The following is a 24,402-nucleotide window of genomic DNA, read 5'->3' on the forward strand; positions in this document are numbered from 1 at the left end:
TGATTTTAAACGGAATCTGGCGGAGGAGGTGAGATTCGAACTCACGGAAGGCTATTAACCTTCGCCGGTTTTCAAGACCGGTGCATTCAGCCGCTCTGCCACTCCTCCTAAACTTTTTACGGTGATCTGGTGGTCATTTGTAATGCACATCAAACTGCACACTAATATAAGAACCCCGGGAAGGCTACTAACCTTCGGCGGTTTTCAAGACCGCTGCATTCAGCCGCTCTGCCAGCCCACCGTTTTTTCCACAGCCGTCATTGCGACAGCGGGGAGCATGATACCGGAATTCCTTTTCCTGTCAACGCCCTGGCCACATCATCTGCCCTTTGACCGAACATTAACTCCATTTAATGGAATCCATGAGACCGTTTTCTGTCGTAAATGATTGAAAGTTGTGTATCTGGCATTATGATGAGTGTTAGATTCAAACGGTTGTGACACACAGACGGAGAAGACAATGGAAGACAGACGATTTGGCGTCCAGCAAAACCAGGGAGCCTATTCGACCACAGAAAAAGGTCGGGCGACGGGTATCAGCGCAGATGCCATGAACGTGCTGCGCAATACCTACATGCTGCTGGGAATGACTCTGGCATTCTCCGCACTGACCGCGTTCCTTAACATGAACGGCACACACCCGGGCTTCCTGATCACGATCGTAGGCTATATCGGCCTACTGTTCGCGACCTATAAGCTCAAAAACAGCCCTTGGGGTATCGTAACGACGTTCGCCCTTACCGGCTTCATGGGCTTCACTCTCGGTCCGATCATCGGTCAGATGGTGGCAGCGGGTGCTTCCCAGATTGTCGCGAATGCCCTGGCCCTCACAGCCACCGCATTTGTGGGTCTGTCCGCAACCGCCATTATCACCAAGAAGGACTTCAGCTTCCTGTCCAGCTTCCTGACAGCGGGCGCCTTCGTGCTGATCGGTGCGATGCTGCTGGCGTTCTTCATGCAGAGCTCCATTCTGCACCTGGCGGTGTCTGCAGGCTTCACCATCTTCGCTTCCATCATGATCCTGTTTGAAACCAGCCGGATCATCAATGGCGGTGAACGCAACTACATCATCGCCACTGTTGGCCTTTACGTGGCCATCTACAACCTGTTCGTCAGCCTGCTTCACCTGATGATGGCGTTCAGCGGCGACGACTGATCACTCTGGTGACAGACGGCATTTGCCAGAAAACCCCGGCTTCGGTCGGGGTTTTTTCATTCATAAGGTAAACTACACTCTGGACTCCAACAGACTGATACGCAGCTATGAGCCCGCACACACCCTGTTCCTTCACTCTGGTCATCACTGGGGCGCCCTATTCCACCCAAGCGCCACAAACTTCACTCGCCTTTGCCAGGGCAGTACTCGCAAACGGCCATCAAATTGACCGGGTATTCCTCTACGGCGATGGCGTTCATCTGGCGTCAGCATTGACCAGCCCACCATCCGATGAGGTGAACTGGTCGCAGGAGTGGCAGGACTTCCTTGCAAGCCATGGTGTTGCCGGTTTTGCCTGTATCGCGTCGGCCCTGCGACGAGGTATTGTGGATCAGAGCGAACAACAGCGTTACGAACTGCCCGCCAACAACCTTGCCTCACCGTTCACAATTGCCGGTTTGGGCGAGTGGGTGGAGGGCGTGGCCCGTTCTGATCGTGTTATCTATTTTCACGGTGGAGGCTGAGCGTGGAGACATTAGTTATCATTAGTCAGGCGCCGTATTGCGACTGGACCGGCCGTGAGTCACTAGACATGGCCTTTTCCCTGGCCGCCTTTGACCAGCCAGTGACGTTGCTTTTCACCAGTGAAGGCGTTAACTGGCTTCGCAAAGCTCAGCAGGCGAACTCCGTGCAGCAGAAATCGATGGAAAGGAACCTGTCAGCCGCGCCGATTTTTGGCGTTTCTGCCCTGATGGCCGATCATGGGGCCTGTGAACGGTTTGGCCTCAACGAAGCGAATATGATTCCGGGCGTCACCATGACAAACCTGAACGCCGATGTTCTCGAGCACTACGCCCACGTAGTCAACCTGAGCTGAGCAGGCAACCACACACCCGGAGAGCGCATTGATGGCAACTATCCACACCCTGCACATCGTCAACAAGCGGCCGGATCATCCGGCATTTGGAGCGTGCCTGTCGAGTATCACAGACCAGGATGGCCTGTTACTGACTGAATCTGGTGTGCTCGCACTGGCGGATCGTGAAGCAACGCTAAAAGGTACGGTTTATGCCTTGGCCCCCGACCTGCAGGCCAGAGCCATCACAGTTGATGGACTTGACGCGGAATCGATTGATTTTGACACAATGGTGGCCCTGACCACCGAGGCAACCAGAGTGATCAGTTGGTAATGACAACTCCGACGAGAAACAATGAAGGGTTCCTGGAGGACGCCTGGGCGTGGTCACCTGACGTGGCCCGTGACATCGCTGCGGACGACAATATCGATTTAACCGAGAATCACTGGGAAATCATTGAGTTCCTAAGGGATTTTTACAAACAACATGAAATTTCACCACCATCGAACAGGTTGTTTGTGAAAGCGGTCAAGGAGGCGTTTGACGAAGAAAAGGGCAACAGCATTTACTTGATGCAGCTCTTTCCCGGCACACCAGCCAAAACGGCCTGCCGAATAGCAGGCCTGCCAAGACCGACGAATTGTCTATAAATCGTTTCGGGGCTTTCGTCCGGGGTCAGACACCTCACCCAGAAAGCTGCTGAGGCCGTTCTCGAACAGCCCGGAACCGAACCGGAGGAACTGGCGGGTAGACTCTTTCACCGTACTTTCCGGCAATTCCCGAAGGGTTTCCTCCACACCCTCCCGTACTCCCTGCCTCACCCTGGGCTCTATCTCCCGCGACGCTTCTATGAGCTCCACCACCTTTCGGTCAAGGTGCGGCCGCACAATGCCGAACCAGAAACCTGCAAGCACTGAAAGAACAACAGCCCCAGTTACCAGAGCCTGTATCGCGACTGCCCATCCAAAATCCATACTGCCCTCCTGGTCAGCTCATTATGCAAGGAATACTGCTCCAAGCGCCTAATTCAATACGTTGTTCATCACCAAGAACTGAAGCGCACCCGCCAGGGAACCCAGTCCCCCTCCAACCAGCATGAGTTGAATCTCTTCCTCTCGAAATGCCGGCCGCAGGATATCCTGAAACTCTGCCGGCGCCAGAGACTTCATCTGCCCGGCCAACACCCCGGCCACCACCGGCGCCCGTTCGCGGTTAAACGCGGGGTCCCCAAAGACATCATGGGTAGCCAGTACCGCCTTATGGTTCATGGCTTTTTTAAGCTCGGTATACCCCGTCATACCAACGGTGACCTGGGCACCGAGCTTCATGACCATCGAGTTGTCCAGCAGTGGCCTCAGATGCTTCTGGATAATCGCCCGCGTACGGTCCCCACGGTTACCGTTGATCATGGCGTCAGCCACTTTCTCAACGGTGATCAACTCCTCCGCCACCAACCTGGCCCATACGTCGCTGATCTCCGGCTGGCGCTGCAGGAACAGACCCTGTACCCGCCAGAACAGGAAACGCCTGGGCTTGAGCGGGCGGAAAATCAGGTTGATGGCAATCCAGTTGGTTAGAAACCCAACCACAAAGCCACCGACCGGTAATAACCATGGTTCGGGATAGCGAACCCAGGCGGGCGCCAATAACGCCCCCAGCAGGCCGCCAATGATAGCCCCTCGATTGATAACCGACCGCAGTTCGACTGAGCCCGCTTCCCTGAAAATTCGGTTCATCAGGTCAGGGTGCTGTTTTAGCTCGCGGCTCAGCAAGGCCTTCAGATCGACAAGGTCATTGAGGTCATCCCCAAAGTCCTCCACCAGGGACTCTATTCTTGACGGGAGCTGTTCTCGACCCCACCGATAGATGCGATTTCTCATGAACAACGGGAGGTTGTCCCACAGTACTGGCTGGATCTCATACATCACCTCGTCAATGTATTCGTCCATGCGAGGGTTAACCTGGGAAATGACCTGCTCAACGATTCGTTGCGGCTCCAATTGTTGGTACACCGCGTTCAGGTCGCCGAATTGTTGTAGGGTGCGGTCAATGCATATATGGGCCATTTTCTCGGCTTTGCGCGGAATCACTCCCTGCCAACCAATAGCGCCAACACCCACGAACTGAATTGGATTAAATGACATCTGAATCGCCAGCCAGTTGGTGAACCAGCCAACAATAGCGGCCATGGGTGGCACAGAGAAAAGTGCTACATCAACCAAGACAAACCCCAGTGTGTAATTGGCGGGCACGGTGGTGAGGACACGCCATAATTGTGTATGACGGGTATCTTACCCATCGCTTGATTCTGATTATGTGACTGATGATGAGTTAAATCGAATTATCCGACATTGGCCGTGCCGCCACAGCAATGACGATAGCGCGGCACGCATGGTGCATTACACATAGTACTGACAAACAGGGACCGATAAACAGCACCGACAAACCTCTACGCCCAAAACTAAAAAAGCCGGCATAGGCCGGCTTCATATCATGCTTTCAGAGTCTGCTTTATATTACTGATAATAAGCATTTTCTGTATAAGTATGATCGGTAACGTCGCGAACGGCCGTTATCTCGGGAACGCGCTCTTTCAGCGTCGACTCAACACCCTGCTTCAGCGTGAGACTTACCGCACTACAGCCCTGGCAACCACCGCCAAACCGCAGGACAGCAATGGATTCCTCGGCCACTTCGACCAGGGACACTTCGCCGCCGTGAGCCGCGAGATTGGGGTTAATTTCCGACGCCAGGATATACTGGATGCGATCCGGCAGCGGCGCGTTTTCATCAACGCTGGGCACCTTGGCGTTAGGCGCTTTAATGGTCAACTGTCCGCCCATCTGGTCCTTGGAATAGTCCACAAAGGCCTCTTCCAGGAACGGCACGGAATTATGATCCAGAAACAACGTGAACTTGCCCAGATCTACCTGCTCGTCCGTCGGCACGACTTCGTTCGGCGGGCAGTAGGCAAGGCAGGTCTCGGCGTTCTTGGTGCCGGGCTGGGTTACGAAAATACGGACACCCATGCCCTCCACATCCTGTTTTTCGATAAGTTGTGCAAGGTAATCCCGAGCGGGATCTGTCACCGTAACCAATGCCATAGTTGCAACCCGTTTGTAAGTGTTCCCTCATTTTAAGTGAGATCGCTGCAACATGAAAGACCAAGTAAAATAGTCAGACTTTAAGTGCTCCATTGACCAACATCATCGAGCCGTGGGACGACAACTGCCATTTTTGCTATGATCGCGCGCCATTGAGACAAAAACGACTTCCGGAAGTAATTTATATGACCGACCGCAACGCTCGTCTGGACCGCCTGGAACAGCTTGATAGGGCCCTGAAAGAACGCATCATCATCCTTGATGGTGGCATGGGCACCATGATCCAGAACCTGAAACTGGACGAGGCGGCGTTCCGTGGCGACCGGTTTGCCGATTATGACCGTGAGGTTCAGGGCAATAATGACCTGCTGAACCTGACCCAGCCCGCCCTGCTCCGCAATATACACGCGGACTATCTAGACGCGGGCGCTGACATTATTGAAACCAACACCTTTAACTCCACGCAGTTGTCGCAGGCCGACTATGGTCTTGAGTCGCTTGCGAAGGAGTTGAATGTTGAAGCGGCAAAACTGGCACGTCAGATTGCGGACGAATTCACCGCCCGCAACCCCGAAAAACCTCGTTTTGTGGCCGGGGCAGTTGGTCCCACCTCACGCACCGCCTCCATTTCACCGGATGTGAATAACCCCGGTTATCGCAACGTCGATTTCCAGACTCTCGTGGAAAACTACTACGAAGCGGTCGAAGGCCTCGTTGAAGGTGGCTGTGACCTGATCCTGATCGAAACCATCTTCGACACCTTGAACGCCAAGGCGGCGATATACGCGACCCAGCAGTACTTCATCGACAGCGGTATTGAGCTGCCGATCATGATTTCCGGCACCATCACCGATGCTTCCGGGCGCACCCTGTCGGGCCAGACCACAGAGGCGTTCTGGAACTCCGTGTCCCACGCCAGGCCGATCTCGGTTGGCCTGAACTGCGCCCTCGGCGCCGACGCCCTGCGCCCCTATGTAGAAGAGTTGGCGAACAGGTCGACAACCTACGTCAGCGCCCACCCCAATGCCGGGCTGCCGAACGAATTCGGCGAGTATGACCAAACGCCGGAAGAAATGGCCGAGATCATTGAAGGCTTTGCCCGTGACGGGTTTCTGAACATCATTGGTGGTTGCTGCGGCTCACGCCCAGACCATATCGAAGCTGTTGCCAATGCGGTTTCCAAGTACCCCCCCAGAAAGATTCCTGAACAGAAGCCCGCCCTGAGGCTGTCCGGTCTTGAACCGTTTACGGGGGATGAGAACACCCTGTTTATCAACGTGGGCGAACGTACCAATGTAACGGGCTCCAAGCGATTCCTGCGGCTCATCAAGGAGGAGCAGTACGAGGAAGCCCTGAGCGTCGCCCGGGACCAGGTTGAAAACGGCGCCCAGATCATCGACATCAACATGGACGAGGGCATGCTGGATTCGAAGGACGTCATGGTGACGTTCCTCAAACTGGTTGCCTCGGAACCGGATATTTCTCGCGTACCGATCATGATCGACTCCTCCAAGTGGGAGGTGATCGAAGCCGGCCTGCGCTGCATTCAGGGCAAGGCAGTGGTGAACTCCATCAGCTTGAAAGAAGGCGAAGAGGAATTCCTGAAGCGGGCCCGGGACTGCATGCGCTACGGTGCCGCCGTTGTGGTCATGGCGTTCGATGAGGATGGCCAGGCCGATACCTTCAAACGTAAGACCGATATCTGTAAACGCTCCTACGACCTGCTCGTTGGCATCGGCTTCAACGCTGGCGATATCATTTTCGATCCTAACATCTTCGCCATCGCCACCGGCATCGAAGAGCACAACAACTACGCGGTGGATTTCATCAACGCCAGCCGCTGGATTCGCGACAACCTCCCCCACGCGGCTATTTCTGGTGGTGTCAGCAACGTGTCGTTCTCCTTCCGCGGTAACGATGCGGTGCGTGAAGCCATCCATTCAGTGTTCCTGTACTACGCCATCAAGGCGGGCATGAACATGGGCATCGTCAACCCCGGCCAGCTCGTGATTTACGACGAAATCGATCCGGAACTGAAAGAGTTGGTTGAAGACGTGGTGCTTAACCGCCGCGACGACGCCACAGACCGCTTGCTGGAAATTGCCGAGCGCTATCGCAGCAAGGGCGGCAAGACTCAGGAAGAGGATCTTGCCTGGCGCGAATGGCCGGTTGAGAAGCGAGTGGAGCATGCCCTGGTCAAGGGTATTACCAACTACATCATTGAAGACACCGAAGCCTGCCGGCAGCGCGCCACCCGCCCGATCGAGGTTATTGAAGGCCCGCTGATGGACGGCATGAACGTGGTTGGCGACCTGTTTGGCGACGGCAAGATGTTCCTGCCCCAGGTGGTCAAAAGCGCCCGCGTTATGAAGCAGGCGGTGGCCCACCTGATTCCCTATATCGAGGCCGAGAAATCCGGCGATCAGCAAGCCAAGGGCAAAATCCTAATGGCAACGGTCAAAGGGGACGTACACGATATCGGCAAGAACATCGTGGGCGTGGTGTTGCAATGCAACAACTATGAAGTCATCGATCTCGGCGTGATGGTACCGTGCGACAAAATCCTGGACGTGGCAGTAAAGGAAAACGTCGACATTATCGGCCTAAGCGGCCTGATCACACCGTCGCTCGATGAAATGGTACACGTGGCCAAAGAGATGCAGCGACTGGACTTCAATATCCCGCTGATGATTGGCGGCGCCACCACCTCCAAGGCACACACTGCGGTCAAGATCGAACCCCAGTACAAGAACGACATCGCCCTGTATGTCTCTGACGCCTCGCGCTGCGTGAACGTTGCGTCCCAGTTGCTGAGCAAGACCGCCAAGCCGGCACTGGTCGAGGGCGCACGTACCGAATACGACGAGATTCGGGAGCGCCGCAAAAACCGGGGTGAACGCACTAAGCTGGTCTCGTTAAAGGAGGCCCGGGACCGCGCACCGGAAATCCGTTTTGACGATTACCAGCCGCCCAAACCGACCTTTAACGGCATTCGCTCCTTCGAGACCTATGACCTCAAAGAGCTGGTGGACTACATCGACTGGACGCCCTTCTTTATCTCCTGGGATATGTCCGGCAAGTACCCCGCCATTTTCGACGACCCGAAACGGGGCGAAGCCGCCAGAACACTGTTCGACGACGGTCAGCAGATCCTGCAGCAGATGATCGATGAGAAGCGCGTTTCCGCCAAAGCGGCAATCGGCTTCTGGCCGGCCAATCGGCGTGGCGATGACGTCGTGCTCTACACCGACGAAACCCGGGAAAAAGAACTCACCACTCTTCATCACCTGCGACAGCAGGATGACAAGGCGCCAGGCAAACCGATGATGGCGCTATCGGATTTCGTGGCCCCGGAGGGCGATGGCCCGGTCGACTACGTGGGCGGCTTTGCCGTGACCACCGGCATCGGCGCAGAGGAATTTTCGCTGGAATTCAAGGACCGCAATGATGACTACAATGCCATCATGGTCAAAGCGTTGGCGGACCGCTTGGCGGAAGCCTTTGCCGAGCATCTGCACGAACGGGTGCGGAAGGAATTCTGGGGCTATGCCGAAGATGAGACGCTGAGAAATGATGACCTGATCCGTGAACGCTATCAGGGAATCAGGCCAGCGCCTGGTTATCCCGCCTGCCCGGACCACACGGAGAAGGCTACCCTGTTCGACTTGCTCGACGCACCGGCAAACGCTGGCCTGGAACTGACCGAGCATTTCGCCATGTTCCCGACTGCAGCCGTTTCCGGATGGTATTTCTCCCATCCCGAGTCAAAGTATTTTGCGGTGGGCAAGATTGGCGCGGATCAGGTTGAAGACTACGCAACGCGCAAGGGAATATCCAAGGCGGAAGCAGAGCGCTGGTTAGCACCCAGCCTTGCATACGACCCGGCGGAGTAACCACCGCCGGAGGCCTCCTTCAAACCAACGGGAACACAGCATGACGGATGAGAACGAACAAGAGAAAACGCCCGCCAAGCCTGTGAAAAAAGGACCGGGCGTTCTGAAGGTGATGCAGAGCATCCTTGCCGGCGCGCTCGGTGTTCAGTCCGACAAGCGCCGGGAGGAGGATTTCTCGAGCCACAGCCCCTGGCCGTACATCATTGCCGGCATCCTGTTTACAGTGGGATTCGTGGTTACCCTCGTGGTGGTCGTCAAGCTGGTGCTTGCCGGCCAGTAACGATTATTGTCCGGCTACCCAGACTACGGCGAAGGCAACGGCAAGCATTACCAGTAAAACGGCGGCAACGGCGTCGGCCTGACTGTCGGTTCTCGCGGTCTTCTTCATACTCTTTCCTCGCTATGTCGTTATTGTCTGTTTTGTCGCACACGCCTCTTTAAATCTAGGCGGGAAATTGTAATCAGTCCAGCAATATCTGGTTTTCTATATCACCTTAGTCGATAAACATATTTGGAAATAATCATTTTAAGAATAATGACACGGTGATATTCTCCCACGCAAGAAAAGGCACTAAAGCCGTATCTCCAGCGTTTTAGCAGGACGTTCCACTATGTATGTTTATGACGAACACGACCGGCAGATGGCTGCCGAGCGCGTTGCACAATTCCGTGACCAGACCGAGAGAGCTCTGGCTGGCGAGCTGAGCGAAGACGAGTTTCTTCCACTGCGACTTCAGAACGGATTGTATGTACAGCGTCTTGCCCCGATGTTGCGCATCGCGGTGCCGTACGGAATGCTCCGTTCTGCTCAGCTTCGCCGTCTGGCACGCATAACCCGTGACTATGACAAAGGTTATGCTCACTTTACAACCCGCCAGAATGTTCAACTTAACTGGCCGGAGATCGAAGACGTACCGGATATCCTGGCCGAGTTGGCGGAAGTGGAAATGCACGCCAACCAGACTAGCGGCAACTGCATCCGAAACACCACCACGGATCAGTTTTCCGGTGTGCAGGCGGACGAAATTACCGACCCGCGCCCCTACTGCGAAATCGTCCGTCAGTGGTCCACATTCCACCCGGAATTTGCCTTTCTGCCGCGCAAGTTCAAAGTGGCCGTCAATGCCTCCGAGCATACCGACCGCGCCGCTATCCAGGTGCACGATATCGGTCTGCAGATGGTTCGCAATGAGCAGGGTGAGCTGGGTTTCCGTGTTCATGTGGGTGGCGGTCTTGGTCGTACGCCGATGGTTGGCCCTGTTATCCGGGACTTCCTGCCGGAACTGGACCTGCTCACCTATCTTGAAGCCGTACTGCGCGTCTACAACCGTTACGGTCGCCGTGATAACAAGTTCAAGGCCCGCATTAAAATTCTGGTGAAAGCATTAACACCCGAAGGGTTTGCAGCCAAGGTGGAAGATGAGTGGTCCCACATCAAGGACTCCCCCACCCGCCTGACCCAGGACGCTATTGACAAGTTCAAGGGGTATTTCACGGAACCGGCTTATCAACAGGTTCCGGACGTGAAGGACACCCTGGCGACTCAACGATTCGAGAATCGAGAGTTTGACCAGTGGATCAGCCACAACGTGGATACCCACAAGAATCCTGGTTACGCCATTGTGACGCTGACCATGAAGAAAACCGGTACGCCGCCGGGCGATGTCAGCGATCAGCAGCTCGAACAGATTGCCGACCTGGCGGACGAGTACAGTTTTGGCGAAGTGCGGGTTACGCACCAGCAGAACGTGGTTCTGGCGGATGTCCGGAAGGATCAACTGTTCGATCTGTGGCAAACCATCACGCCGATGGACTTTGCCACCGCGAACCTGAACACCCTGACCGATGTTATCTGCTGCCCCGGCGGCGATTACTGCGCCCTGGCGAACGCCAAGTCGATTCCCGTGGCGGAGTCCATTCAGCGCCAGTTCGATGATATGGACTACCTGTACGACATCGGCAACATTGACCTGAACATTTCCGGCTGCATGAACGCCTGTGGTCACCACCACGTGGGCAACATCGGCGTCCTTGGCGTCGACAAGAAGGGGCAGGAGTTCTACCAGATCAGCCTGGGCGGCTCGTCCCATCATGATGCCGCGATCGGCAAGATTCTTGGGCCCTCTTTTGCCCGGGAAGACATGCCGGAAGTGATGCAGAAAATCATTAATGTGTACGTCGATAACCGGACCGAGGAAGAGCCTTTCCTGGACACCTATCGCCGTATTGGCATTGAGCCATTCAAGGAGCGGGTTTATGCCTGATGTGATCACCAGTGACGGAAGTATCCGTCAGGACGATTGGGTTGTTGTGCCACGGCCAGCAGATGGAGAGTCGCTGGATGTTCCCGAGCAACCCGCCCTGATCCCGGCCGACCTGTGGTTGGCGGGCAAGGAGCATTTTGAAGACCGTGATGATATTGGTGTGTGGCTCGACAGCCATGACGAGCCAGAGATTCTGGCAGGCGTGGTGAATGAGCTTCCCGTAATTGCGGTGAACTTTCCGAAGTTCAGCGATGGCCGCGGGTACAGTATTGCGCGCCTGCTCAGGGAACGGTTGAACTACCGCAATGAGCTCCGTGCGGTTGGAGATGTACTTCTCGACCAGTTGCAGTTTATGAAGCGATGCGGCTTTGATACTTATGTACTGCGCGCTGATAAGGATATCAACAAGGCAGCTCGTTGCCTGAACTTCTTTACACAGGGGTATCAGGCTGCGACGGATACAGACGAGCCGTTGTTCCGCCGCCGGGCTTCCTGACTCTTAGTATTCTTTTACTCCCCAGACGAACAAAGAGGGAGCTGATCACCAAAACACGCCTCAAGACGTCCTGTTCGGCTTGGGCTTCGCCATCCATGGCTCCGCACAGTTTTGGTGCTCAGCTCCCTCTTCGTTCTGGCGGACCTTGGGAGATGGCCCGCCAGTTTAAAGCCTGTTGGTTTACAGGGAATGATCCAGAACGATCTTTCCTGAAGACTCCCCTTTCAGAAACGCCTTCAAAGCCCCATCCAGTTCATCACGCCCGATATCGCGGGCAGACGCTTCTGTTTTCTTACACGCCCAGTCACCAGCGAATTTGTCCCAGACTGACTGCTTGTCCGCCAGTGGGATTTCAACCGAATCGACACCCAGCAGGTTGTTACCCCGGAGGATAAACGGCAGCACGGTGGTTTCCAGTTGTGGCCCGGCGACCAGGCCGCAGCAGGAGACGGAGCCGCCTGGGTGGATCTGCTTCAGCAATTCCGCCAGTGGGCCACCGCCGACGGTATCCACGGCATTGGCATAAACGGGTTTCAGCATTGGCTTTTTTTCGGCTGCCAGAGCTTCGCGTCCCAGCACGTCCGTAGCACCGAGGTTCTTGAGTGCATCCGCGTGGTCCTGTTTGCCACTGATGGCCACGACTTCAAAGCCAAGGCTCGCAAGCAGCTCAACCGCTACGCTGCCTACCGCGCCACTGGCGCCACTGACGGCGACTTTGCCCTGTTCGGGCCTGGCACCCATGGTCAGCAGCTTTTGTACACACAGGCCCGCAGTAAGGCCGGCTGTGCCGTAGATCATGGCCGTGCGGGCATCCCAACCTTTGGGCATTGCCACGCACCATTCGGCAGGCACACGGATGTATTCGCCAAAGCCGCCATCGGTGTTCATGCCAAGGTCATAACCGGTAACCAGCACCTTGTCGCCGGCGGAAAAGGGACCAGAGGCCGCGTCCACCACTTCGCCGGCGGCGTCGATGCCCGGCGTATGCGGGAAGTTACGTGTAACGCCCTTGTTGCCGGACGCAGACAAGGCATCCTTGTAGTTCAGCGACGAATGACTGACTTTGATGAGGACGTCATTGTCGGGCAGATCGGATACCTGCAGCGTATGCTCGGAACCCGCGTACTCGCCGCCCTGCTCCTGAACTCGCCATGCCTTGAACTCGGTGTCGTTTGTCATGACTCTGTTCCCGTTTTGTCGATTTACTGGATTTTCTGGTTGCGGAACGCGCCCAGTACCCGCCATACGGTATGCTCGAGTGCCGCACTGGTGGCCAGGCCAAGCTTTTCCGGCAACGTGCGTTTGCGCTGAAAACCTACCGAGACTACGTCTGCTCTATCACAGGCTTCAATGAGAAATTCGTCGGATGTTTTAATCTCGTCAATCAGTTTGACTTCCAGGGCGCGCCGACCAAACCAGATATCACCATTGGCAACAGCAGCGATGTCGAGCTCCGGACGACGCTCACCCACGTATTCCTTGAACAGAACGTGAGTATCCTCAAGGTCTTCGAGGAATTTAGTCCTGCCCTTGTCGGTGTTTTCACCGAATATGGTCATGGTGCGCTTATGTTCTCCCGCCGTCAGGATCTCGAAGTCGACGTCGTTTTTCTTGAGGAAACGATGGAAGTTGGGCAATTGAGCAACCACACCGATGGACCCGAGAATCGCAAACGGCGATGCGACAATCCGGTCGGCCACGCACGCCATCATGTACCCGCCACTGGCGGCCACTTTGTCTACGCAGGCCGTAAGACGGATGCCTTTGGCGCGAATACGGTCCAACTGGGCAGCCGCAAGTCCGTAGGAATGAACCAGGCCCCCGCCACTTTCAAGGCGTATCACCACTTCGTCGGTTTCAGGCTCCGCGACGCTCAGCACTGCTGTGATTGATCGGCGAAGGGAATCCGTATCGCTGGCTTTGATATCACCATCAAAGTCCAGTACGTACACCTTGGGCCGGGGCTTGTCTTCCGAGTCGCCGGATTTACGCTTGGCCTTCTCGGCTTTCTGCTCGGCCTTGTCTTCCTTTTTACGGGCCTTTTCGAAAGCCTTGCGCTCCGAATCGCTGCGCAGTTTGGCCTGAAGTGACTCCCTCAGCTTGCGGTATTTCTCGTTGAGTTTGCGAACCCTCAGTTCACCGTCACTCCCCTGATCGTCCTTGTCCTTATGGGCAGCGGATAAAATCACCGAAACGATGACCAGGAGCGCCACCACGAGGGTAACCGTTTTCGCAATAAACAAACCGAACTCTGTCAGAAATTCCAAGTTGCTTCTCCAGGATTATTCTTGAGCGCTCGATTGTAACCGAGGTGCCCTGAGGTACAAGCCATAGAACCCATAACAAATTAAAACAAGCGTTCGATCGAGCTTGACACCAGTAATGTCTAACCCTAAAGTCGAATGGCTACGTCGGCTCACCCGGGCTTCCATGCAGGCGAAAGGCCAGGAACCAGAAGCCGTCAATACGCCACGACAACCATTAATAAGGGTAAAATAATGTCTGTAGCTCAGATATTCGAAAAACTCGAACAGAATTTTAACGCGGACGCAGCTGAAGGCCTGGATCTGGTATTCCAGTTCGACATCGAGGATGACAAGACCTACCACCTGGTCATCAAGGATGGCACCTGCAAGATGGCTGAAGGCGCCCACGATGATCCTTCCGTCACCCTGATCATGAACTCCGAAACCCTGCAGGGCATCGTTTCCGGCGAAACCGATGGCATGCAGGCATTTATGGCCGGTCAGCTGCGCGCTGAAGGCGACATGATGCTGGCAACCAAGCTCGGCGAGCTGTTCAATATGGGCTAATGGCTCTTTGAACTCCCAAAAAAAACCCTGCACATACGGCAGGGTTTTTTTTGATCTGCAGTGACTAACTACCAGCGACTACGGCGCTAGAGCCCAACGTCCTCCAGGGAAGACTCCGCCAGCTTTAACAGGTCCGCATTGCGATCTTCCCGCCTGCCAACACTCTCTATGTAGTACTCAAGGGACGTCAGTGCGTCTGCCAATGCTTCCAACACCTGGGCCTGAGGTGCTTCCCTGGCATCCAGCAGGCGCTCCTGGATGGACGCTGCTACGCGCTCCAGCACCGAGGCCGCACCAGGATCATCCAACATGTGCAGCCCACCCCAGATACTGTGCAACGTAGCAGGCAGATTGGCGAGGTGGAGCTTGTCGTAGTCGGACTCAATAAATGCCGTTATGGCGCGTTTTGCGAGGGTCAGTGCGCCTTTCGCTTCGTCCGCCACCACGTAGGTGGCTTCCTGGAGGTAAAGAGACTCTTCGCGGGTACGCTGCCCACCCGCAAGGGCGTCGGTTTCGGATGTGATGCCACGAACCACGATTTGCATCACGGCATCCTCAATACCCAGTACGGAATCCGCCAGCTTATAGAGCTCATCGTCTGCAGGCAGACGATTCTCCTCCTCCCAGGTGCGCAACTTCGCGGCCTCACCCCGAGCCATGGTGCCCAGTTGGTTGAGGTCCAGCATCACCAGCGTATTGGCGAGGCGCTCCAGAGCATCTGCAATGGAGGACAACTCCGCCAGATCCGGCTCAATGCCACGCTCAACGATATCGAGTTTGTCCTTGAGCTGATTCAGCTCGTCCTGCAATGCCGTCGACAACGACTTGAGAACATCGGTACCCGGGCCGTAAAGGCGACGGGCATGAGCATCAAGCATGGAGTCCGGGAATTCCGCAGGTGTCAGTCGATAGGCTGACAGAACGGAGGTGACCTCGGGATTCGCAGATCCGCTTCTATAGAGCAGATACACCAGATCACGAATGAGAGAATCCGGCGCATCTTTGGCTGTGGCCACCTTACCGACGTACACGACTTCACGGGAATATTTCTCGATACGCATGAACATGCGCTTGCGGGCTTTGCTGAACCCCATGACACGATCAAGCATGGTATCCGCCACAATGGCAACCAGACACCACATTTGCCCCATGGGCTGCCCCTGGCAAAGCCGAGCAAATCCACGTGCTGCCCGTCCAAACAGTTTCTTGCTGACCACATCGTTCTTCTCACGAAGCACACCCAGCAGCGCGACCTGGAACGTCAGCCGCATACGGCGGGCCAGTATCTCGTATTCGGCCTCGTTTCCATCAAACGCCTGGAGGGAAAGCCCTGAACAGAAATCCGGCCGCTCCTTTACGTCCACATCGAAGAAACAGGATTCCGGGTAAGGTTTTTCCTTGCGGGCTTCGCGCAGATCATTGATAACCGGCAGCAGCAGCTCCGGATGATCCGCTCGCTGCTGATGATAGTATTCAACGTAACGGCGCAAAATGAACAAGGCGCTGTTGAGTGTCGTCAGAAGGATGTTCTTGTCGTCGTTAGCACCAACGGGAACATCGTTGGCCATAGTGACGGCCTCCTGACACAGGAGGGTACCGGCACGCAGTTCGACAAGAATGAAAATACCGCGGAGCTGATTCAGGAAATCCACACAATTTTGCAGATCCTCGCCACTCTCACGATTTTCCTGAAAGCGTTCAAGGCTGGACTCTGCCTGTCTGATGGTCTGCTCAATCTCACTTTTGACCAGATCAAATGACTGTGATTTCGTCGCCAGAGACGATTGAACCATAAACGCTTCCTGTAAATTATGCGGAAACTACCGCGTCCTGTTCTTGGAATGTGATCTTGTCGGTTTTTTGAAGAATCACTTTATGAGCCAGATTTATCCTTCCCGGCTAAAATAAAAAGTTCGCGAAAACTCGCGAACTTATCATTACTTATAACACAAAACTCAAGTAGCTCAAGAAAGCAGGAATGTAACAAAACGTACAGCGCGACACACAGTTCGCACTGCCAAAAGAACATTCTGCTCAGCTCGGCTTATTCTTTAGCCGAAAGCTTATCCCATACGGTTGCACCAGCCTGCTTTGCCAGCAACGCCATGAACTCATCGTGGGCGGCACGCTCGTCGTCGCTGGCCTTGAGTACCGGCAGCGGATTGCGGTCATCAGCCAGGCGACGGATACCACCCTCACCGCCGGCTTCGTCACCGCCAGCGTCCAGAGAAAGCGCAGTCTGCCCGCCTGTCAGCAAAAGATAGACGTCAGCTAGGATTTCCGCATCCAGCAACGCGCCGTGCAACTCGCGATTGCTGTTGTCGATCCCGTAACGCTTGCACAGGGCATCCAGATTGTTCTTCTGGCCAGGATGCTTCTTGCGGGCGATGGCGAGAGAGTCCACCACTCCGCAATGCTCAGTCGTCCTGCGAACCGGCTTCAGGCGGGCAAATTCGGAATCCATAAATCCGATATCGAACGCCGCATTGTGGATAACCAGCTCGGCTCCTTTAATGAACTCAAAGAACTCGTCGGCTATTTCGGCAAATTTTGGTTTGTCCGCCAGAAAATCATTGGTGATTCCGTGAACCGTTATGGCTTCCGCCTCCACTTCCCGTTCAGGGTTAATGTAGACGTGATAGTGCCGACCGGTAATCTGGCGCTCCATCAATTCAACGCAGCCAATTTCAATAATCCGGTGACCTTCCGTCGGGTCGATACCGGTGGTTTCTGTATCCAGTACAATCTGTCTCATGGTTACCCTATTCGCCGTTGTTATCCGGCGTTAGCCAGTTCTTCCACACCACGATTGGCGAGCTCATCTGCCAGCTCATTGTCGGGATTCCCCGAATGTCCCTTCACCCAGTGCCAATTGACCTTGTGGCGGGCCACCTCGTTATCCAACTCCCGCCAGAGGTCTTCATTCTTGACCGGTTTTTTTGCGGATGTCTTCCAACCATTTCGCTTCCAGCCCGCCATCCATTCGGTGATGCCCTTGCGGACATACTGGGAATCGGTATAGAGCTCCACGTCGCAGGCGCGCCTGAGCGCTTTCAAACCCTGTATCGCAGCCATCAACTCCATACGGTTGTTGGTGGTATTCGCCTCACCGCCGTGCAGCAGCTTGTTGGCATCGCCGTACCTCAGAACAACACCCCAGCCTCCCGGCCCCGGGTTGCCCTTGCAGGCTCCATCGGTATAGAGAACAACCTTTCCGGCCATCAATACTCCTCGACATGCTTGTGTTTCAATATGACGCACCGATCGTTTTCGGGCTGCGCGGGGTAGCCACGTGAGGCTCCCACTGCGCCCCTTCCTGGCAGGGCGATGACTTTCTGCCCTTGCCAGGCTGGCCGACGTCGTAACCTGGAATAAACTCGCTTTTTGGCAAGGATACAGTAATAAGCCCCCACCGGCAGGAAACGGTTGCTGCACAATTTTTCCATCATGCCCCTGCGCTCCGCGAGAACCGCCCGCTGAAGCGGAACACGGAAAAACGAGGAGCCCGATGACTCCACGGAAAAATCCAGCAGCCGGAGCCAGTCTTCCATGCGCCCCTTCATCAGAAAACGACCACCCCAGGGGCCCTCATGGTGCCTGGAAACCAGTTTTCGCATGCCCCAGAGGCTAAATGGGTTGAATCCGATCAGCACCATCATGCCTTCCCCCCTGAGCACCCTGGAAGCCTCTCGCAAAGCCTGGTGAGGATGCGGCGAAAAATCCGCCGTGTGATGGAGAATCACCAGGTCCATGGAATCACCGGGAAAGGGCAACTCGTCGGCATCGCAGACCGCCACGCCGTCGGGAATGGACGACTGCCAGTTCGGCGTCGTCAGAATACGTTGCGCAAAATCAGTCCCACTGGCCAATGGGAGACGATGACTGACCGCAACCTGTAACTGCCTCGCCCCAGAGAGGGCGCGGACATGACGCTCAACGCAGGCACGCTGATCGGCCAATAGCGAACGGCCCAGGGGCGTCTGAAACCAGCTCTCGAAGCCGTCATGTCGGGCGGAATAGTCAACGTCACCTGCTGGTCTCATTGCTGCGTTCCCCTGGTTCGTTTCTCCGGTGTTGGGACGCCGGGATTAATACACTATGATAACAGTCACATTCGTATCGCACATGTGGAGCCTATGCTGACCATTAACGCTATTCCAGCCTTCAATGATAACTACATCTGGTGCCTGTCCAACAGTGAGGATCGCAAAGCATTGGTCGTGGACCCCGGGCAGGCAGAGCCGGTCATTGAATTCCTGGCGGATAATGGGCTGGAACTGGACACCATCCTGGTGACTCACCACCACCCTGACCATGTGGGCGGTGTAAGCAAACTCGCCGGAACAGTATCCGACTGCAGGATCATCGGCCCGGCGAACTCTCCCTTCAAGGGCGCGAACAGTGAAGTGCATCCCGGGGATGAGGTGGTCTGGCAACACCTCACATTCAATGTTATTGGCGTTCCCGGCCATACCCTCGACCATATCGCCTATTTCACCGACGTACATGTCAACGACCGTCCGGTGCTGTTTTGTGGCGACACTCTGTTTGTGTGCGGTTGCGGACGCCTGTTCGAAGGGACACCAGAGCAAATGAAACGATCACTGGAAAGCCTTCGGGACCTGCCAGACGAGGCGGCCGTATATTGTGCTCACGAATACACCCTCGCCAACCTCAAATTCGCCCGTCACTGGCTACCAGATGACGAGCCGCTCAGGGAATTCGAGGCCCGCTGCAAGAAACGTCGCGACGATGGCATGCCCACCGTTCCATCCATCCTCGGTGAAGAGAAGCGACTGAACCCTTTCCTGCGCTGGGACGACGAGGCGGTTGTCTCCGCCGCGCATCGATATGCAAAGAAAACGGGGCTGGCCGTCGAATCGGACAACGATGTTTTCGCAGCCACAAGGCACGGCAAAGACACGTTCTAAAAGACACGCTCTAAAGGATACGCTCTGAGGCAGGTAACAAAATCTATCAATGACGTAACGCGAGTCTTGTTGACCCCCTGAAAAGCGTTCCAATAGAATCCGTTTAACTTTTGTGTCATAACTCATTAAATATGCCGGGTTTTTGTACAGTTCATCCCGGCTTCGACCAGCCACCGGAAGTAGTTATATGACGGTCTCGCGATTTTCCACCCTGTTTCTCCTTGGCGCACTTGCCAGCGGCTGCAGCACTCTTGATCCTTTTTCAGAGTCTTCATCAAGTGACGTACTGGCCTCCGAGAAACTGACTGTGGCGGCCGGTGATGACGAGCTTAAAGAGGCGATAGAGTCCTCACCTGGCAATGAACCAACGGGTCGCGCGTCCCGAACAAAACTAGACGACGCCATTGACCCAACGCTCAAGCAAACCGCCGAAGACGCCAGGGAAAAGCTGGACGAGCCCGACCAGAAGATCGCGGAAGAGAATGACGCCACCCCAGACTTGTGGCACCGCCTGCGAGCAGGATTTGAGCTGGATCACGATGCCAGCGAGCCCAGAGTCCAGGCGCAACTGAACTGGTACAAAAAGCATCCACGCTACATTGATCGAGTGGTTGATCGTGGCAGCCGCTACCTGCACTACATTGTTTCCGAAGCCGAAAAACGGGGGCTGCCCACGGAACTGGCCCTGCTGCCTGTGGTGGAAAGTGCCTTCGATCCGTTCGCCTATTCTCACGGTCGCGCTGCCGGCCTTTGGCAATTCATTCCCTCCACAGGCAAGTATTTTGGCCTGACCCAAAGCTGGTGGCATGACGATCGCCGCGATATCGTTGCCGCCACCGATGCGGCGCTGACGTATCTTGATCGACTGGCAAAGCGGTTCGATGGTGACTATATGCTGGCACTTGCGGCCTACAATAGTGGTGGCGGCACGGTTTCCAGCTCCATGCGCCGTAACCGCAAGCGCAACGAACCAACCGATTACTGGTCCCTCGACCTACCTCGGGAGACCCGCCATTATGTCCCCAAGCTGATTGCCCTCGCGAAGATCTTCGATGATCCACAAGCCCACGGCATTGAGCTGCCTCCGCTGGACGACGAGCCCTACTTTGAAATCGTGGACACCGGTTCGCAGCTCGATCTGGCACAAGCAGCGGAACTGGCCGGTGTCGATATCGACGAGATTTACCTGCTCAACCCCTCTTACAATCGCTGGGCCACGTCGCCGGATGGTCCCCATCGCCTGCTAATCCCCCGCGACCACGCTGAAACCTTTGCTACTGCTCTCAAGAGTATGGATCCGGCGAAACGCGTTTCCTGGCGGAACTACAAGGTGGAATCCGGCGATACCCTGAGCACCATTGCCAAACGCTATTCCACTACGCCATCGGTGATACAGCAGGTCAACAGCCTCGACAGTCACATCATCCGCATCGGCCAACGACTGATGATTCCCTCCGCAGCTGAACAGGCAGGCACCTACTCCCTGAGCGCCAGTGAACGACTCGCCAGGAAGCAGGAACGGAGCGGCAAGAACACCAACGGTACTCGGGTTGACTACACCGTCCGCTCCGGGGACACCTTCTGGGATATCGCCCGCGAGCACCGGGTGTCCGTCCGCCAGTTGGCGTCCTGGAACGGCATGGCCCCTGGCGACCCGCTTATGCCCGGCAAGAAACTGGTCATCTGGTCAAAATCCAAACAGCCCGCCATGCTGGCCAGCACCAATCGCGGCAAAGGCATGGTACGTAAAGTGGGCTATCAGGTCCGCAAAGGCGATTCCCTGTCAACCATCGCCAGCCGCTTTGCAGTTAATGTGAGAGATATCGCAAGCTGGAACGACCTCAACACCTCCCGTTATCTTCAGCCCGGGCAAAGTCTGGTACTCTATGTCGACATAAGAAACAGCCCCTGAGTCTGAACCGGAAACGTGCGAGATCTATGACAAGAACACGGAAAGCCTCATCCCTCATCAGTGTTTTTACCGTTACCGCCATGGCTCTCCTTCCATGGCAATCTGCCTCAGCCGAGCCGGACGCGAGACACGGCATTGCAATGCACGGCGACACCCAATACGCCGAAGGCTTCCCACACTTTGACTACGTTAACCCCGAAGCGCCCAAGGGCGGCGCACTTCGAATGGCCGTGGTGGCCAACGGGTTCGACACCTTCAACCCTTTCGTTATTCGCGGTGTAGCCGCGGCGGGCATTAACACATACCTATACGACACCCTGATGGAACCCTCAGCGGACGAGCCCTTTTCCGCGTATGGCCTGATTGCCGAGTCCATCGAGACCCCCGAAGACCGCAGCTACGTTACCTTTCGTTTGCGTGAAGAAGCCCGGTTCCAGGATGGTGAACCCATTACCGCGAAGGACGTGAAGTTTTCGTTCGATGTCCTGACCACCAAAGGCCATCCTTTCTATCGCAACTATTATGCGGACGTGGCCGAGGTAATCATCGAAGATGAGCGGACTATCCGCTTCGAGTTCGGCGACACCAACAACCGTGAGCTGCCACTGATTCTTGGTCAACTGCCCATTCTTCCGAGCCATTACTGGGAAAACCGTGAATTTGGCGACAACGGCCTGACACCACCCGTTGGCAGCGGACCGTATCGCATTGGCGATTTCGAGGCGGGCCGCTCCATCACCTTCAAACGAGTGGAGGATTACTGGGCCAAAAACATCGGAGTGCGGAAGGGTCGGTTTAATTTCGATGAGATTCACTACGATTACTACAAGGACGACACCGTCGCCCTGGAATCTTTCCGCGCCGGTAATTTCGATTTCCGGGTGGAATCCTCGGCCAAGAACTGGGCCACCGCTTACACCGGCAACCAGTTCGATTCCGGCAAGGTGAAAACCGAGGCCGTCGAGCATGGCCGCCCTGCGGGCATGCAGGCGTTCGCAATGAACACCCGCCGCCAGGTCTTCAGCGACCCTCGTGTGCGAGAGGCGTTGGCTTATGCGTTTGACTTTGAATGGGCCAACAAGAACCTTTTCTTCGGGCAGTACACCCGGACATCAAGCTACTTCGAGAACAGCGAACTGGCGTCGTCCGACCTGCCCGAAGGACGCGAACTGGAGATCCTCGAGCCCTATCGCAATCAATTGCCCGATGACGTTTTCAATGAAACGTACCAGCCGCCCTCGACGTCGGGTGAAGGCGGGCTCCGCGATAATCTCCGCAACGCCCTCATGTTGTTACGCGAGGCCGGCTATGAGGTTAAGGATGGCACAATGGTGAATCGGGAAACCGGTGACCCCCTGGCGTTCGAGATACTGATTTTTCAGAAAACCTTCGAACGGGTGGTGCTGCCCTTCAAGAACAACCTGAAAAGGCTGGGAGTCGATGTATCCGTACGTCTGGTGGATACAAACCAGTACATACAGCGCCTTCGTGAGTTCGACTACGACATGACGGTCCAGGGCATCGGCCAATCCGATTCCCCCGGCAACGAGCAGCGGGAATACTGGCATTCATCCAATGTCGACGTGAAAGGCTCGCGCAACTATATGGGGGTGGACAGCCCGGTGGTTGATGAATTGGTCAACCTGGTGATTCAGGCACCTACCCGCGAGGAGCTTGTCCACCGTACGCGAGCGCTGGACCGCGTGCTGCTGCATGGACACTACGTGATTCCAAACTGGTACCTGCCCAAGGACCGGATCGCCTACTGGTCGTTTCTGCAGCGGCCGGATACGGTTCCCAAAAACGGCGTCGACGTCAACAACTGGTGGGTAAAAAGCACTGACCAATGACGCAGATCTCTGACTCAACCATGACGGAGTTCCGCTGAATGGGCAGTTATATCCTCAGGCGCCTGGCGCTGATTATCCCCACCCTGCTCGGGATCATGCTGCTTAACTTCGTGATTGTTCAGGCCGCCCCGGGCGGCCCCGTTGAACAATTGATTGCGGAAACCGAGGGGCACGGTGGCAGCGCCCTTGCCCGGGCGAGCGGTGGTGATGCCAGCGGCGAGGTTACTTCGTCAAGTGGCGACAGCCGAGGTTCCCGCGGTCTGCCGGACGAGTTGCTCAAAGAGATAGAAGTCATGTACGGCTTCGACAAGCCGGCCCATGAGCGATTCCTGAAAATGCTCGGCGACTACGCCACCTTTGATTTTGGCGAATCTTTTTTCCGCGATCGCTCGGTCACCGAGCTGATCCTCGACAAAATGCCGGTGTCCATCTCCCTGGGGTTATGGTCCACCCTGATTATCTACCTGATCTCGATCCCCCTTGGTATCCGCAAGGCGGTCACCGACGGTTCGCGATTCGACGTCTGGAGCAGTTCTGCCATCGTGGTGGGCTACGCCATTCCGGGTTTCCTGTTTGCGATACTGCTGATCGTCCTGTTCGCAGGGGGCAGTTATCTGGACTGGTTTCCGCTGCGGGGGCTGACGTCGTCCAACTTCGATGAACTTAACTGGTACCAGCAAATCGGAGATTACTTCTGGCACCTGGCATTGCCTGTCACGGCCAATGTAATCGGTGGCTTTGCCACCCTCACCCTGCTGACCAAGAATTCCTTCCTCGACGAGATCAGCAAGCAGTATGTGGTGACTGCCAGAGCCAAGGGTCTGGAAGAGAAACAGGTGCTTTACGGGCACGTGTTCCGCAACGCGATGTTGATTGTCATTGCCAGCCTTCCCGGCGTGCTTGTTTCGTTGTTCTTCACTGGCTCGCTGCTGATTGAGGTTATCTTCTCGCTGGATGGCCTGGGGTTGCTGGGCTTTGAGGCGGCGTTGAATCGGGATTATCCGGTGATATTCGGCACCCTCTATATCTTCACGCTTATGGGATTGGTGCTGAAGCTGATCAGCGATATCACATACGTTCTTGTGGACCCCCGCATTGATTTCGAAAGCCGGGAGGGATCGTAGAT

General features: G+C 55.7%; 23 protein-coding genes and 1 tRNA gene. 14 read left to right on the forward strand and 10 right to left on the reverse strand.

Annotated features, from left to right (window positions below; translation table 11 throughout):
* Window positions 1–17: 17 nt before the first annotated feature.
* Window positions 18–108, reverse strand: a tRNA-Ser gene (locus tag AC0B60_RS08185).
* A 352-nt stretch (window positions 109–460) separates the two neighbouring features.
* On the opposite strand from AC0B60_RS08185, the gene AC0B60_RS08190 reads away from it, so the two are divergent.
* From AC0B60_RS08190 to AC0B60_RS08210, 5 genes are all read left to right on the forward strand, one after another.
* The gene (locus AC0B60_RS08190) at window positions 461–1,156 is read left to right on the forward strand and encodes a Bax inhibitor-1/YccA family protein (protein ID WP_007152095.1); all 696 of its coding nucleotides are present in this window, start codon (window positions 461–463) and stop codon (window positions 1,154–1,156) included.
* Between the two features lie 107 nt (window positions 1,157–1,263).
* Complete coding sequence (gene tusD, locus AC0B60_RS08195) at window positions 1,264–1,680, forward strand: sulfurtransferase complex subunit TusD (protein ID WP_465085266.1); 417 nt, start codon at window positions 1,264–1,266, stop codon at window positions 1,678–1,680.
* 2 nt (window positions 1,681–1,682) lie between these two features.
* On the forward strand, window positions 1,683–2,033 hold the full coding sequence (locus AC0B60_RS08200) for a DsrE family protein (RefSeq protein WP_465085267.1): 351 nt from the start codon (window positions 1,683–1,685) through the stop codon (window positions 2,031–2,033).
* A 31-nt stretch (window positions 2,034–2,064) separates the two neighbouring features.
* Entirely contained in the window at window positions 2,065–2,346 is a 282-nt protein-coding gene (gene tusB, locus AC0B60_RS08205; protein ID WP_465085268.1) for a sulfurtransferase complex subunit TusB, read from the forward strand.
* The gene (locus AC0B60_RS08210; RefSeq protein WP_465085269.1) at window positions 2,346–2,663 is read left to right on the forward strand and encodes a TusE/DsrC/DsvC family sulfur relay protein; all 318 of its coding nucleotides are present in this window, start codon (window positions 2,346–2,348) and stop codon (window positions 2,661–2,663) included. Before tusB ends, AC0B60_RS08210 begins: the two co-directional genes overlap by 1 nt.
* On the opposite strand, the gene AC0B60_RS08215 is transcribed toward AC0B60_RS08210, so the two are convergent.
* The 3 genes from AC0B60_RS08215 to nfuA all read right to left on the reverse strand — a co-directional run bounded on the left by AC0B60_RS08215 (window position 2,658) and on the right by nfuA (window position 5,117).
* Window positions 2,658–2,987: a hypothetical protein gene (locus AC0B60_RS08215; RefSeq protein WP_465085270.1), complete on the reverse strand. Its 330-nt coding sequence runs from the start codon at window positions 2,985–2,987 to the stop codon at window positions 2,658–2,660. The two genes, AC0B60_RS08210 and AC0B60_RS08215, sit on opposite strands and share 6 nt — an antisense overlap.
* Window positions 2,988–3,035: 48 nt before the next feature.
* A complete protein-coding gene (locus tag AC0B60_RS08220; RefSeq protein WP_465085271.1) occupies window positions 3,036–4,235 on the reverse strand; it encodes a hypothetical protein in 1,200 nt (399 codons plus the stop codon).
* Window positions 4,236–4,529: 294 nt separating this feature from the next.
* Window positions 4,530–5,117 (reverse strand): Fe-S biogenesis protein NfuA, encoded by a 588-nt coding sequence (gene nfuA / locus AC0B60_RS08225; protein ID WP_465085272.1) that lies wholly within the window; start codon window positions 5,115–5,117, stop codon window positions 4,530–4,532.
* Between the two features lie 185 nt (window positions 5,118–5,302).
* Between nfuA and metH the strand changes: the two genes are divergently transcribed.
* The 4 genes from metH to AC0B60_RS08245 all read left to right on the forward strand — a co-directional run bounded on the left by metH (window position 5,303) and on the right by AC0B60_RS08245 (window position 11,770).
* Window positions 5,303–9,010, forward strand: coding sequence for a methionine synthase (gene metH / locus AC0B60_RS08230; RefSeq protein ID WP_465085273.1), 3,708 nt, complete (start codon window positions 5,303–5,305; stop codon window positions 9,008–9,010).
* Window positions 9,011–9,050: 40 nt separating this feature from the next.
* Window positions 9,051–9,290, forward strand: a complete 240-nt coding sequence (locus AC0B60_RS08235) for a DUF2970 domain-containing protein (RefSeq protein ID WP_465085274.1) — start codon at window positions 9,051–9,053, stop codon at window positions 9,288–9,290.
* Window positions 9,291–9,621: 331 nt separating this feature from the next.
* A complete protein-coding gene (locus AC0B60_RS08240) occupies window positions 9,622–11,274 on the forward strand; it encodes a nitrite/sulfite reductase (protein WP_465085275.1) in 1,653 nt (550 codons plus the stop codon).
* Complete coding sequence (locus tag AC0B60_RS08245) at window positions 11,267–11,770, forward strand: DUF934 domain-containing protein (protein ID WP_465085276.1); 504 nt, start codon at window positions 11,267–11,269, stop codon at window positions 11,768–11,770. Before AC0B60_RS08240 ends, AC0B60_RS08245 begins: the two co-directional genes overlap by 8 nt.
* 180 nt (window positions 11,771–11,950) lie before the next feature.
* Here the strand turns inward: AC0B60_RS08245 and AC0B60_RS08250 are convergent, their stop codons facing one another.
* Entirely contained in the window at window positions 11,951–12,949 is a 999-nt protein-coding gene (locus AC0B60_RS08250; RefSeq protein ID WP_465085277.1) for a YhdH/YhfP family quinone oxidoreductase, read from the reverse strand.
* Between the two features lie 23 nt (window positions 12,950–12,972).
* Window positions 12,973–14,037, reverse strand: a complete 1,065-nt coding sequence (gene sohB / locus AC0B60_RS08255; RefSeq protein WP_465085278.1) for a protease SohB — start codon at window positions 14,035–14,037, stop codon at window positions 12,973–12,975.
* A gap of 231 nt (window positions 14,038–14,268) precedes the next feature.
* Between sohB and AC0B60_RS08260 the strand changes: the two genes are divergently transcribed.
* Window positions 14,269–14,583, forward strand: a complete 315-nt coding sequence (locus AC0B60_RS08260; protein ID WP_007154761.1) for an SCP2 sterol-binding domain-containing protein — start codon at window positions 14,269–14,271, stop codon at window positions 14,581–14,583.
* Window positions 14,584–14,669: 86 nt separating this feature from the next.
* On the opposite strand, the gene AC0B60_RS08265 is transcribed toward AC0B60_RS08260, so the two are convergent.
* From AC0B60_RS08265 to AC0B60_RS08280, 4 genes are all read right to left on the reverse strand, one after another.
* A complete protein-coding gene (locus AC0B60_RS08265; protein ID WP_465085279.1) occupies window positions 14,670–16,376 on the reverse strand; it encodes a chemotaxis protein in 1,707 nt (568 codons plus the stop codon).
* Window positions 16,377–16,627: 251 nt separating this feature from the next.
* Window positions 16,628–17,338, reverse strand: coding sequence for a DNA polymerase III subunit epsilon (gene dnaQ, locus AC0B60_RS08270; protein WP_465085280.1), 711 nt, complete (start codon window positions 17,336–17,338; stop codon window positions 16,628–16,630).
* Window positions 17,339–17,358: 20 nt separating this feature from the next.
* Window positions 17,359–17,805, reverse strand: coding sequence for a ribonuclease HI (gene rnhA, locus AC0B60_RS08275; RefSeq protein ID WP_465085281.1), 447 nt, complete (start codon window positions 17,803–17,805; stop codon window positions 17,359–17,361).
* Window positions 17,805–18,626 (reverse strand): class I SAM-dependent methyltransferase, encoded by an 822-nt coding sequence (locus AC0B60_RS08280; RefSeq protein ID WP_465085282.1) that lies wholly within the window; start codon window positions 18,624–18,626, stop codon window positions 17,805–17,807. The genes rnhA and AC0B60_RS08280 overlap by 1 nt, the downstream gene beginning before the upstream one ends.
* A gap of 93 nt (window positions 18,627–18,719) precedes the next feature.
* On the opposite strand from AC0B60_RS08280, the gene gloB reads away from it, so the two are divergent.
* The 4 genes from gloB (at window position 18,720) to AC0B60_RS08300 (ending at window position 24,400) form a co-directional block, all read left to right on the forward strand.
* Window positions 18,720–19,514 carry a hydroxyacylglutathione hydrolase gene (gloB, locus tag AC0B60_RS08285; RefSeq protein ID WP_465085283.1) on the forward strand — a complete coding sequence of 265 codons (795 nt, stop codon included), beginning with the start codon at window positions 18,720–18,722 and terminating at the stop codon, window positions 19,512–19,514.
* Between the two features lie 187 nt (window positions 19,515–19,701).
* The gene (locus AC0B60_RS08290) at window positions 19,702–21,426 is read left to right on the forward strand and encodes a LysM peptidoglycan-binding domain-containing protein (RefSeq protein WP_465085284.1); all 1,725 of its coding nucleotides are present in this window, start codon (window positions 19,702–19,704) and stop codon (window positions 21,424–21,426) included.
* 26 nt (window positions 21,427–21,452) lie between these two features.
* Window positions 21,453–23,276 carry an extracellular solute-binding protein gene (locus tag AC0B60_RS08295; RefSeq protein ID WP_465085285.1) on the forward strand — a complete coding sequence of 608 codons (1,824 nt, stop codon included), beginning with the start codon at window positions 21,453–21,455 and terminating at the stop codon, window positions 23,274–23,276.
* A 38-nt stretch (window positions 23,277–23,314) separates the two neighbouring features.
* Entirely contained in the window at window positions 23,315–24,400 is a 1,086-nt protein-coding gene (locus AC0B60_RS08300) for a microcin C ABC transporter permease YejB (protein ID WP_465085286.1), read from the forward strand.
* The last annotated feature ends 2 nt before the right edge of the window (window positions 24,401–24,402 follow it).

Source organism: Marinobacter sp. V34 (assembly GCF_055524115.1).

What these genes read in the sequence shown, in the direction of transcription:
- AC0B60_RS08190 (WP_007152095.1), top strand. Translation starts at nt 461, where the DNA reads ATGGAAGACAGACGATTTGGCGTCCAGCAAAACCAGGGAGCCTATTCG.
- tusD (WP_465085266.1), top strand. Translation starts at nt 1,264, where the DNA reads ATGAGCCCGCACACACCCTGTTCCTTCACTCTGGTCATCACTGGGGCG.
- tusB (WP_465085268.1), top strand. Translation starts at nt 2,065, where the DNA reads ATGGCAACTATCCACACCCTGCACATCGTCAACAAGCGGCCGGATCAT.
- AC0B60_RS08210 (WP_465085269.1), top strand. Translation starts at nt 2,346, where the DNA reads ATGACAACTCCGACGAGAAACAATGAAGGGTTCCTGGAGGACGCCTGG.
- AC0B60_RS08215 (WP_465085270.1), bottom strand. Translation starts at nt 2,987, where the DNA reads ATGGATTTTGGATGGGCAGTCGCGATACAGGCTCTGGTAACTGGGGCT.
- nfuA (WP_465085272.1), bottom strand. Translation starts at nt 5,117, where the DNA reads ATGGCATTGGTTACGGTGACAGATCCCGCTCGGGATTACCTTGCACAA.
- metH (WP_465085273.1), top strand. Translation starts at nt 5,303, where the DNA reads ATGACCGACCGCAACGCTCGTCTGGACCGCCTGGAACAGCTTGATAGG.
- AC0B60_RS08235 (WP_465085274.1), top strand. Translation starts at nt 9,051, where the DNA reads ATGACGGATGAGAACGAACAAGAGAAAACGCCCGCCAAGCCTGTGAAA.
- AC0B60_RS08240 (WP_465085275.1), top strand. Translation starts at nt 9,622, where the DNA reads ATGTATGTTTATGACGAACACGACCGGCAGATGGCTGCCGAGCGCGTT.
- AC0B60_RS08245 (WP_465085276.1), top strand. Translation starts at nt 11,267, where the DNA reads ATGCCTGATGTGATCACCAGTGACGGAAGTATCCGTCAGGACGATTGG.
- AC0B60_RS08250 (WP_465085277.1), bottom strand. Translation starts at nt 12,949, where the DNA reads ATGACAAACGACACCGAGTTCAAGGCATGGCGAGTTCAGGAGCAGGGC.
- AC0B60_RS08260 (WP_007154761.1), top strand. Translation starts at nt 14,269, where the DNA reads ATGTCTGTAGCTCAGATATTCGAAAAACTCGAACAGAATTTTAACGCG.
- AC0B60_RS08265 (WP_465085279.1), bottom strand. Translation starts at nt 16,376, where the DNA reads ATGGTTCAATCGTCTCTGGCGACGAAATCACAGTCATTTGATCTGGTC.
- dnaQ (WP_465085280.1), bottom strand. Translation starts at nt 17,338, where the DNA reads ATGAGACAGATTGTACTGGATACAGAAACCACCGGTATCGACCCGACG.
- rnhA (WP_465085281.1), bottom strand. Translation starts at nt 17,805, where the DNA reads ATGGCCGGAAAGGTTGTTCTCTATACCGATGGAGCCTGCAAGGGCAAC.
- AC0B60_RS08280 (WP_465085282.1), bottom strand. Translation starts at nt 18,626, where the DNA reads ATGAGACCAGCAGGTGACGTTGACTATTCCGCCCGACATGACGGCTTC.
- gloB (WP_465085283.1), top strand. Translation starts at nt 18,720, where the DNA reads ATGCTGACCATTAACGCTATTCCAGCCTTCAATGATAACTACATCTGG.
- AC0B60_RS08290 (WP_465085284.1), top strand. Translation starts at nt 19,702, where the DNA reads ATGACGGTCTCGCGATTTTCCACCCTGTTTCTCCTTGGCGCACTTGCC.
- AC0B60_RS08295 (WP_465085285.1), top strand. Translation starts at nt 21,453, where the DNA reads ATGACAAGAACACGGAAAGCCTCATCCCTCATCAGTGTTTTTACCGTT.
- AC0B60_RS08300 (WP_465085286.1), top strand. Translation starts at nt 23,315, where the DNA reads ATGGGCAGTTATATCCTCAGGCGCCTGGCGCTGATTATCCCCACCCTG.